At 71.4% G+C, this 10,223-nt stretch carries 6 protein-coding genes; 1 reads left to right on the top strand and 5 read right to left on the bottom strand.

All coding sequences use genetic code 11. From position 1 onward, the window contains the following. The first annotated feature begins 433 nt into the window (after positions 1–433). Entirely contained in the window at positions 434–1,612 is a 1,179-nt protein-coding gene (locus GGR64_RS15875; protein WP_184647026.1) for a benzoate/H(+) symporter BenE family transporter, read from the top strand. A 21-nt stretch (positions 1,613–1,633) separates the two neighbouring features. Here the strand turns inward: GGR64_RS15875 and bphP are convergent, their stop codons facing one another. From bphP to GGR64_RS15850, 5 genes are all read right to left on the bottom strand, one after another. Further along, positions 1,634–3,544, bottom strand: coding sequence for a bacteriophytochrome BphP (gene bphP, locus GGR64_RS15870; RefSeq protein ID WP_184647024.1), 1,911 nt, complete (start codon positions 3,542–3,544; stop codon positions 1,634–1,636). Further along, positions 3,541–4,140 carry a biliverdin-producing heme oxygenase gene (locus GGR64_RS15865; RefSeq protein ID WP_184647022.1) on the bottom strand — a complete coding sequence of 200 codons (600 nt, stop codon included), beginning with the start codon at positions 4,138–4,140 and terminating at the stop codon, positions 3,541–3,543. The genes bphP and GGR64_RS15865 overlap by 4 nt, the downstream gene beginning before the upstream one ends. 156 nt (positions 4,141–4,296) lie before the next feature. Beyond that, positions 4,297–5,547 carry a TCR/Tet family MFS transporter gene (locus GGR64_RS15860; protein ID WP_184647020.1) on the bottom strand — a complete coding sequence of 417 codons (1,251 nt, stop codon included), beginning with the start codon at positions 5,545–5,547 and terminating at the stop codon, positions 4,297–4,299. A gap of 419 nt (positions 5,548–5,966) precedes the next feature. Further along, a complete protein-coding gene (locus GGR64_RS21040) occupies positions 5,967–8,270 on the bottom strand; it encodes a lytic murein transglycosylase (protein WP_326520350.1) in 2,304 nt (767 codons plus the stop codon). Between the two features lie 167 nt (positions 8,271–8,437). Further along, positions 8,438–10,159, bottom strand: a complete 1,722-nt coding sequence (locus GGR64_RS15850; protein WP_184647018.1) for a diguanylate cyclase — start codon at positions 10,157–10,159, stop codon at positions 8,438–8,440. Positions 10,160–10,223 lie beyond the last annotated feature (64 nt).

Below are 10,223 nucleotides of genomic sequence, written 5' to 3'. Positions count from 1 at the left end.
TCATTTCGAGGCGGTTGACGCTGGCTCGTCTTCAAACCCGAAGGCTTTTCGTCGAACCGAGCCGCCCATCATAGCGGCTTTTTTCTTGCCGTCAACACCTTGTTGATCAAGGCCTTGACGCCGCTTCTTCGTCCAAACCCGCAGGCTTTTCCTCGAAGCGAGCCGGCCATATTAGCCGACTTTTTCACGCTGTCAACACCCGATGTTCGCTAGGTGTTTCCGGCCCCGCCTGCCTCTGTCGTGCCGAAGCTCGGCAGTTGCGTAGCGGGCCGCGCAGTTTAATGGCAGGGGAAAAAAGGTCAACCGTTATTTTGCGGCTGCCCTGCAGCGCCGCGTCCCTGCCGCGCTCCTCTCTCTATTAGTGCGGACTTGGCACGGCCGACCGCCGGCATTTGGCCGAGAATGCAGCCTGCGCTCCACCACAGGGTTCCGCATGACCGCTGCTGCACGCTCGCTCTGGCGCGACGCTTCGCTGCCCGCGCTGATCGCCGGCTTCGTCACCGTCCTGGTCGGCTTCACCAGTTCGGCGGCGATCGTGTTCGAGGCCGCGCGCAGCGTCGGCGCCTCGCAGGCACAGATCGCCTCGTGGATGTGGGCGCTGGGGCTGGGCATGGGCCTGACCTGCATCGGCCTGTCGCTGCGCTACCGGATGCCGGTGGTCACCGCCTGGTCCACGCCCGGTGCCGCGCTGCTGATCGGCAGCGGCGGCGGACTGCCGTTGTCCGATGCGATCGGTGCCTTCGTGGTGGTGGCGGTGTTGTCCACGCTCGCCGGCTTCTCCGGGCTGTTCGAACGCCTGCTGCGGCGCATTCCGCTGTCGCTGGCTTCGGCGATGCTGGCCGGCGTGCTGCTGCGCTTCGGCCTCGACGTGTTCGTGGCGATGCAGCACCAGCTCGGCATGGCGCTGGCGATGTTCGCCACCTACCTGCTCGGACGCCGCGCCTTCCCGCGCTATGCGGTGATCGCCACGCTGCTGGTCGGCATCGCGGTGGCCGCGGGCAACGGTGCGCTGCATCTGGAGGCGGCGCAGCTGCGCCTGGCACAGCCGGTGCTGGTGTGGCCGACGCTGTCGTGGCAGGCGCTGTTCGGGATCGCACTGCCGCTGTTCGTGGTGACGATGACCTCGCAGAACCTGCCGGGCGTGGCTGCGATCCGCGCGTCCGGCTATGCGGTGCCGATCTCGCCCACCATCGGCTGGATCGGCGTGGTCAACACGGTGCTGGCGCCGTTCGGCGCCTACGGGCTGAACCTGGCGGCGATCACCGCCGCGATCTGCATGGGCCGCGAGGCGCAGGAGGATCCGCAGCGCCGCTACATGGCCGCGGTGTTCGCCGGGGTCTTCTATCTATTGATCGGCGTGTTCGGCGCCACCGTGGCCGCGCTGTTCGCCGCCTTCCCCAAGGAACTGGTGATGGCGATCGCCGGCATCGCCCTGTTCGGCACCATCGGCAACAGCCTGGCGTCGGCCTTGCGCGAGGAACACGAGCGCGAACCGGCGCTGATCGCGTTCCTGGTGACCGCCTCGGGACTGTCGCTGTTCGGCATCGGCGCGGCGTTGTGGGGCCTGCTGGCCGGCGCGGCGACGCTGGCGCTGTGGCGGCGCAGCCACTGAGGCTGCGCTGCCGGACCGGACTCAGCGCGGGTCGCGCAACTGCAGCAGCCAGTGGCTGGGCACGCCGGAGGGATCGGGCAGCGGTTCGAAGTCGAACTGACGGTGCACCGCGATGGCGCCGTCCACCCGCAGCGGCAGGGTGACGTAGGCCGCACGTCCCTGCCGCAGCAGGGTATCGATGCGCTGGGTCTCCGCCAGTACCGCGTCGCTGGCGTACAGCCGCTCCAGATCGCAGCCGATCAGCTCGGCGACCTCGCGCTCGAACAGCGCGGCGAAGGCCTCGTTGACGAAGGCCAGGCGGCTGCGCCGCGGGCCCTCGCCGCGCTCGACGATCGCCACCGGTTCGCGCAGCCGCGACAGCGACGTCTCCAGCAGCGCGAAATCCTGCTGGAAGCGCTTGCGTTCCATCAGCTCGATCAGCACCCGCAGGCTGCGTGCCGATTCCAGGCTGATCGGCGACCAGGGCTGCGCGCGCCCGCGCACGGTCTCCTGCCACAGGTCGAAGCTCTTGCGCGGCGACAGCCGCGAGCCGGCGATGTCCTGCAGCTTGGCCAACTGCGGATTGCCCGCCCAGTTGACCGTGCGTACCTGTTCGCGACGGGTCCACAGCAAGGCGCTGCGCGCCTGCGGCATCAGCGGCACGAAGATGAAGCCGGCCGCCAGCGGGGCCAGATCGGCCAGCGCCGGGAAGGTTTCGCCGATCTGGTCCGAGTGCAGGGCGCCGACCGCGTCGTGGCGCAGCGCTTCGTGATGGGTGGACTCGATCTGCTCGCGGATCCGCGCCAGATCCTCGGTCGCCGGCAGCATGCCGTGGCGGGTGACGTGATCGCCGTGGAACACCGCCACGCCGTCGGCATCGACCACGTCGAGCAGGTCCGAGGCCATCTCGTCGAGCATCGGCGCGGTCAGCATCTCGGCGTCGTTGAAGTTGGTGATCAGCTTCTCGCGCACGGTCAGCAGCACCGACTCGGTGCGCGCGCGCGCCACCGCGGTGATCGCGCCGATGCGCCCGGCCAGCGCGCGGCTCAATGCGTCGGCGACATCGCGCATTTCGTGGTTGCAGAAGTACGGGCGGTAGTGGTGGCAGGCGATCAGCCCCCACAGCGCGTCGTTGACCACGATCGAGGCCACCAGGGTGGCGGTGACGCCCATGTTGGCCAGGTATTCCAGGTGCACCGGCGAGACGCTGCGCAGGCTGACGTCGCTCAGGTCCACCGGCGCGCGCAGGCGCGGATGCAGGGTGGGCTGGATCGGCGACGGCACGTAGCCGACGTTGGCGATCTGCCGCACGCGGTTGCGCAGATACAGCGCGCGGGCCTGCGCGGGAATGTCGCTGGCCGGATAGTGCAGGCCGAGATACGGCTCCAGTTCCTTCGCGCGCGCCTCGGCGACCACATCGCCGTTCCAGTCGTCGTCGAAGCGGTAGATCATCACCCGGTCGTAGCCGATCAGGCTGCGCAGGCTCTTGGCGGCGCGGTGGCAGGCATCCTCGATGCTGTGTTCTGTCTCCAGCCGGCGCAGCACCGGCAGCGCTTCGCGCAGGGTGGCGTCGGCCAGCGGCGCGTCGCGCGGCTCCAGTTCCAGCAGCCACTGCTCCGGATACAGATGCCAGGCGCCGACCCAACGCTGCGTCGAGGCCGCGGCGGTGACCTTGAGTCCGATTTCGACATAGGCCAGGTCGCTGCGCTCTGCCCCATCCGACAGCCGCCGCGTGCGCGGATCCTCCAGCACGAGCAGGGCGTCGTAGCGCTGTCCGAGCAGTTCGTCCAGCGGCCGGCCGAACAGGTCGGCGGCACTGGCGCTGGCCTGGACGATGCAACCGTCCTGCGGCTCGATCACCAGCAGGACACCGTGCGGCTGTACCGAGCCGGGGATATGGATCGGCTCGCGCGCGCATGCGTCCATGTCCAGGGGCACGACGATGTCGCTCATGCGGCGATCTCCAGGGCGAAATGGGTATGGAAGTGCGCGAACATGGCACGGGCGCCGTCGACCGCGGCCTGGCGTAGCGGCGCGCTCGGCAAGGCCCGCTCCAGGCGCTGCTGGAAATGCCGCCAGGCGGCCGGATCGGCATGGCCGAGTTCGAAATAGGACAGCGCCGGCGCGGCCGCGGGGAGGGTCTGGCGCAGTTGCCGGGCGATCACCCGCCCGCCCAGGCGCGAGCCCTCGACGACATAGAGCATGCCCCAGCGGGTACCGGCCTCGGCTGCCGGCGGCAGCGGTTGCGGCGCCGGCGGGGATGCCTGCAGCGCGTGCAGATCCTGCGCCAGCAACGGCGTGCGTGGCTGGTACTGCCACTGCGCATCGCCGCAGTCACGCAGCCAGGCCGCTTCGCGCTGCTCCCAGCCGGCCAGCACCGCGTGATGGCGACGCAGCACCTGCACGTAGTCGGCCAGCGACAGCGCCGGGTCCATCAGCGTGCGCATCGCCGGCAGGTCTTCCACGGCCTGATGCTGGTGCGCAGTGGACTCGCGCAGCAGGCGCGCAGCGGTCAACGGCAGGGCGGTTCCGTCGGGAGGAGACATCATGCAGGCGACTGGTACAGCAGCCGGCCGGCCGCGACGAAAGAGAGGGCACAGCGTAACAATCGCGACCGCGCGGTGCCAGGCGAGGCCGCATGGTCCATGCCGTCGGTGCCTGCGCAAACTGAGTCGTTCATGCCGTCCGCGCTGTCCGTGCCGCCCTCAGCGACCGGGAACCGCGGCGGCCGGCACCCGCGCGCGCCGCCAGGCCACGATCCAGCCGCCGCCCAGCAACAGCGCCGCCAGCAGCCAGGGCGCACCGGGAAAGTGCAGCAGCGCGCGCGGGCCGATGAAGGCGGCGAACACCCACGCGTAGAGCAGCGGCCCGATCACCCCGGCCAGGCTGACCAGGCTCATCAGCGCGCCCTGGACGCGGCCTTGCGCGTCGGCGCCGACGTGGCGGGTGACGATCGCCTGCGCCGCCGGCCCGGCCACCGCCCACAGCGCGCTGATCGGCACCCCGAGCAGGAACAGCGCGCCGCTGCCGGCCACGCTGTAGATGGCGAAGCCGATCACGCCGCAGCCCAGGCCGAACAGCAGCGCCCCACGCTCGCCGAAGCGGCGCACCACCCGCGCCACCAGCACGGCGTTGACCACGATGCTGCACACGCCGACCAGGGCCAGCACCCAGCTGACCTGCTTCGGTCCCCAGCCGAAGCGGTAATCGGCGAACAGCACGAAGATGCTCGGGTAGACGTAGTGCGCCAGGTTGGCCAGGAAGATCACCGCGGCCAGCGCGAATACCTGCGGATAGCGGCGCAGCAGGCGCAGCGCGCCGAACGGATTGGCGTGCGCCCAGTCCACCCGCGCGGTGCGCCGTTCCGGCGCCAGCGATTCGGGCAGCACCCACAGGCCGTAGAGGAAGTTGAGCAGGGCCAGCCCGGCGGCGAACCAGAACGGCGCGCGCAGGTGCAGGCTGCCGAGCCAGCCGCCGAGCAGCGGACCGACCACGAAGCCCACGCCGAACGCGGCGCCGATGATGCCGTAGGCCTGGGCGCGCTTGTCGGCCGGGGTGATGTCGGCGATGTAGGCGTTGGCCGAGCTGAAGCTGGCCGAGAACACGCCGGAGACCATGCGCGCCAGCAGCAGCACCGGCAGGCTCTGCGCCAATGCCATCACTATGAAGTCCACACCCAGCCCCAGGCAGGAGGCCAGGATCACCGGGCGCCGGCCGTAGCGGTCGGACAAGGCGCCTTGCAGCGGCGAGCTGACGAACTGCAGTGCGGCGAACAGGAAGCCGAACCAGCCGACCCACCTGGCGGCGGCGGCGAAGTCGCCACCGGTGAAGCCGCGCACCAGCGAAGGCAGCACCGGAATGATGACGCCGAAGGACAGCACGTCGATCAGCAGGGTGACGAAGATGAAGGCGACCGCGGCGCGGCGCGCGCGGACGGCGGGAGTCGGAGCGTGCACGGCAGGCCTCCTGGCGGACGCGGCAGTGTAATCGGCGCATCTGGTCAGCGGCGCACCGGCGGGTGTCGGAGGTGCGGGAGTGGACCGGGTGTGGTGTCTGCCACACCGTGGTGGCTTGGCGGTTGTCGCGAGAGCAGTTTCAACTGCGGCCGGTGGGGATCATCGCGTCGGGACTGAAGTCCCTCCCACAAAAGCTCGGGGCTGGCTGATTGCATCGGGACTGCACTTCACCCCGCACCAAGCGCCCCCCTCTCCCGCCGGGAGAGGGGTTGGGGGTGAGGGTCCGGCCCCAGCGGCAGGGGTGAGAGTACGGCCGCGGCGACATCGGCCATCGCGCACCAGCCAGTGGCGCTGTCAGCAGCGGGCCGTGGCAGTCGTCCACCCACTGAGCCGCAGCAGGCGCCGCCGCCCACCAGCGATCACAACGCCGCGACGGAGATGGTCTGCTGCAGCACGTGCTGGGCGCCGGGTGCCAGTTCGATCACCTCGGGCCCGGCATTGGCCGCCTCCAGGCACACGAACTGGCGCCAGTGCGGGCCGACGTCGGCCATCTTCTGCGCGCCGGCCTCGCCCGGATTCCATGCCACCAACGTGCGGCTGCCGGTGGTGGCGATCTCGATGCGGCGCTGCAGGCCCGGGTCCAGCAGGGTGTAGCGGCCGCCGGCCTCGGTGTAGATGCGGTCGCTGCGGCCGGGATCGCGCGGATCCTGCAGGCTCCAGTCGCCGTGCTGGCGATGCGGCGTGGCGTAGTTCTCGAACTTGTCCAGGTAGTCCAGGCCGTCCAGGCCCTGCACGCGCACCTGGGTGGCGTCGGCGACACGGAAATAGTTGTGCAGCGCCTGGGTGAAGCGGGCCGGTGCGGTACCGACGTTGTCGGTGACCAGGCGTTGCTCCAGGGTGGCGCCGATGCGCAGTTGCATGCGCAGGCGCAGCGGCAGGTCGTCGAAGTCGGGCGGCGCCAGGGTCAGGACCAGGCTGCCGTCGGCCTCGCGCCGCGCGTCCTGCAATTGCCAGGGCACGGTGCGCACGAAACCGTGCGCGGGCACGGCGTCGCTCTGGCCCTGGCGACCGAAGTACGGCCAGCACACCGGGGTGCCGCCGCGGATCGGGGTCGGCGTGGGCTGCGCGCTCGGCGACAGCCACAGCGCGTCGGTGCCGCCCTTGGGCACGAACGACAGCACCTGGCCGCCGAACAGGCTGATCGCGGCGGTGGACTGCGGGGTCTCCACCAGCAGCGAGGGATAGCCGTGGAAGTCGCCTGTGCTCAGGCCGGGGACGTCGGACATGGGATGGATGCTCCGTGGCGCGGGGGATTGGGCGAAGGCCGGGTAGGCGGCCGGCAGCCGGAACGCGGTGGGCGGCGTGCCGCCGAACGGCGTGGTTGCGGGCGGGGGGGTGGGTGCCGGCGTCGATGTGGGTGCGGGTGCGGGCGAAGAGGCCGGTGCAGGCGGCTGCGACTGCGGCGGCGTGGCCGGTGTCGGCGCGGGTGTCGCGGGCGCGCCGCCGGCCTCGCGGCGCAGCGCGTCGAGGATGCGTTGCCCGGCGCGGCCGTCTGCCGGCTGCAGGCCCAGGCGCTGCTGCTCGGCCTGGATCGCGCGACGGGTGGCGGTGCCGATGGCGCCGTCGGCCTGGCCGATGGCGTGGCCGCGCGCCAGCAGCAGGTTCTGCAGTTCGCGCCGCTCGGGGCGGCCCAGGCCAGGGTCGTCGGTGGGCCAGGCAGCGACCAGCCCGGGCTTGCCGCGCAGCCGGTCGGACAGCAGCGCGATCGCCAGCGCGTAGCTTTCGGCGGCGTTGTAGGCGTAGATCGCGTCGTAGTTGCGGAACACCAGGAACGCCGGGCCGTGCACGCCGGCCGGGATCAGCACCGCCGCCGGCGTCTGCGCGGCCAGCGCCGGCAGTGCGCTGCCATCGGCGGCGGTGAGGCCGCGCGCGCGCCAGTCCGACAGCGGCCGGCGCTGGGTGCGTCCGGCCAACGCCGGGTCGAAGCCCGCCGGCAGCTTCACTTCCAGCCCCCACGGCTGGCCACTCTGCCAGCCGGCCAGCTTGAGATAGTTGGCGGTGGAGGCCAGCGCATCGGGAATGCTGGCGACCAGATCGCGGCGGCCGTCGCCATCGCCGTCCACGGCGACGCGGGCATAGGTGCTGGGCATGAACTGGGTATGGCCGAAGGCGCCGGCCCAGGACCCGGTCAAGCCCTCGGGCCGCAGGTCACCGGACTGCAGCAGCTTCAGCAGCGCGAACAGTTCGCTGCGGAAGAACGGCTGGCGGCGGCCTTCGCAGGACAGGGTCAGCAGCGACACCAGCAGCGGACGCTTGCCGGAGATGCGGCCGTAGTCGCTCTCCACGCCCCACACCGCGACCACCGTCTCCGGGTCCACGCCATATTTCTGCGCCACCTGCGCGAGCAAGTCGCGGTGCGTGGTCAGCATGGCGCGGCCGTCGTCGATGCGCTGGCTGTCGACCAGGCCGGCCAGGTAGTCCCAGATCGGCGTGGTGAACTCGGGCTGGGCGTCGAGCAGCGGCAGCACGCTCGGGTCCGGCTGCAGGCCAGCGGTGAAGCGGTCGAACGCGGCGGCGGTCACGCCGCTCTTGGCCGCCGTCGTGCGCAGCGTGGACAAGCAACCGACGAACGCGGGGTCGGGCGCCACCGGCGGCGGCGCGGGCAGGGTCTGCGCGGCGGCGCAAGGCGCGGCCAGCAGCAAGGCCCAGGCGAAACGCTTCATCGGAGTTCCTCGCCAACAGCAGGCCGGACATCATAAACAACCGTGGGCAATGGCTGCTCACGTGGCCGGATGCGCCCGCGCGGTGGCGGTCTTGCAGGGGTCGCGGGCCGGTGTGGAGTACCGTCGCCACCCGCACCGATCCCGACGCGCTGCGACACGGCGCGCATTCAATGCACGGCGACCACGCGGTTGCGGCCGCCGCTCTTGGCCGCGTACAGCGCCTCGTCGGCACGCTGCACCAGGCCGTTGGCATCGTCGGCGGGGCGCAGTTGGACCACGCCGATGCTCACCGTCGGCTGCAGTTCGGGAAACGCCAGCGCGGCCTGGACACGGAAGCGCTCACGGATGCGTTCGGCGATCGGGGTGGCCTGCACCGCATCGAGGCCGGGCAGCGCGATCACGAATTCCTCGCCGCCGTAGCGGCCGATCAGGTCGTCGCCGCGCAGCTCCGCGCGCAGCGCCTGGGCCAGCGCGCGCAGGCCGTCGTCGCCGGCACGATGGCCGTAGCGGTCGTTGAGCCGCTTGAAGTGGTCCACGTCCAGGAACATCAGCGCCAACGGTTGCCGCCGGCGCCGGCTGGCCTCTTGCAGCGCGGTCAGGCGCTCGTGCCAGGCGCGGCGGTTGAGCAGGCCGGTCAACGGATCCAGGTCGGCCAGTTGCCGCGCCTGGTCGCGGTCGCGGCGCAGCGAGGCACTGCGCTCGGCCAAGCCCAGCGACAACACCAGTGCCTCGAACGCGCCGGCCGCCAAGGCGGCCTCTTCGCTCCAGGTCCAGTGCGCCACCATGCCGAAGCCCTGCAGGCTGCCGAGCGCGGTGACCACCAGCAAAGGCGTCCAGCCGAGCAGGAACAACCGCGCATAGCGCGCGCCGCGCCACGCCGCCGCCACGGCGACACCAAGCAGCAGCGGTCCGCCGAGGATCAGCAGCGGGTTGACCAGCGCCCGGCCGAGCGCGTCCAGCCACGGCAGCGGCAGCAGCGCCGGCAGCGCGACCAGCGCCACCAGCAGCGCATAACCGCGCAGCCAGCGCCGCGCGCGCGGCAGGTACTGCCCCAGGTCGGCGAAGCGTTCCAGGAACAGCACCGCCGCCACGATCGACGTGGCGACGCCCAGACGACCCCAGAAACGCGCGGCCTGGCCGAGCGTTTCCAGGCCCAGCGGATGCACCACGTAACCGGTCTCCAGCGCCATCACCAGGCCGTAGCCGAGCACGTAGACGGCGTAGTACAGGAACGTCGTCTCGCGCAGGCGCCAGGCAAACACCAGCGCCATCGCCGCCATGCTCAGCATGATCGCGAAGCTCAGGCTGGCGACCACCAGCCAGCGGCCGTCCTGACGCAGGTAGTCGGACTCGCTGCGCAGCTGGAAGCGCAGCGCACCCGCCATGACCCCGCGCTGGTCCACCCACAGCCGCAGCGGTTGCCCGGCGGGTGGGGCGACGTCGATACGGAAGCCGAGACGTCCATTGCCGGGCAACGCCTGCGGGTCGTCGCGCATCAACCAGCGCTGCCGCGGCGCCGCGCCGGCCACCGGCGCAAACAAGGTGACCCGCTGCAACGCAGGACTGGGCACCTCCAGCACCCATGGCGCCGGCGGCCATTGCCCCTGCGCCGGCGACAACAGCACCCAGACGCCTTCCTCGCCGCCTTGCAGCTTGGTCAACCGGCTCGGATCGAAACGCTGCAGGGCCGGATCGGTGGGCGATGGCGGCACCCCGCGGTCGGTCGCGGCGACCGGGCGCCAGGCGCCTTCCAGCGCCGGCATGGGCGTGGGCGTGGGCGCCGCCATGGCGCCCTGGCTGGCGAGCAGCAGGCAGCCGCACAGGACTGCGTGGCCATGGCGACGCCAGCGGCGCAACCGGGCGAAGCGCGCGGGAAACACGAAAGGCATCACGACGGCAGGCTCGGCGAACACGACAACCCGTCTCGGCCAGCGGGCGGAACTCCGATGCCAC

Source organism: Xanthomonas sp. 3307 (genome assembly GCF_014199735.1).
GTDB classification, from domain to species: domain Bacteria; phylum Pseudomonadota; class Gammaproteobacteria; order Xanthomonadales; family Xanthomonadaceae; genus Xanthomonas_A; species Xanthomonas_A rydalmerensis.
Note: the sequence above shows the minus strand (reverse complement) of the source record. Positions and strands in the feature narration are given on the sequence as shown.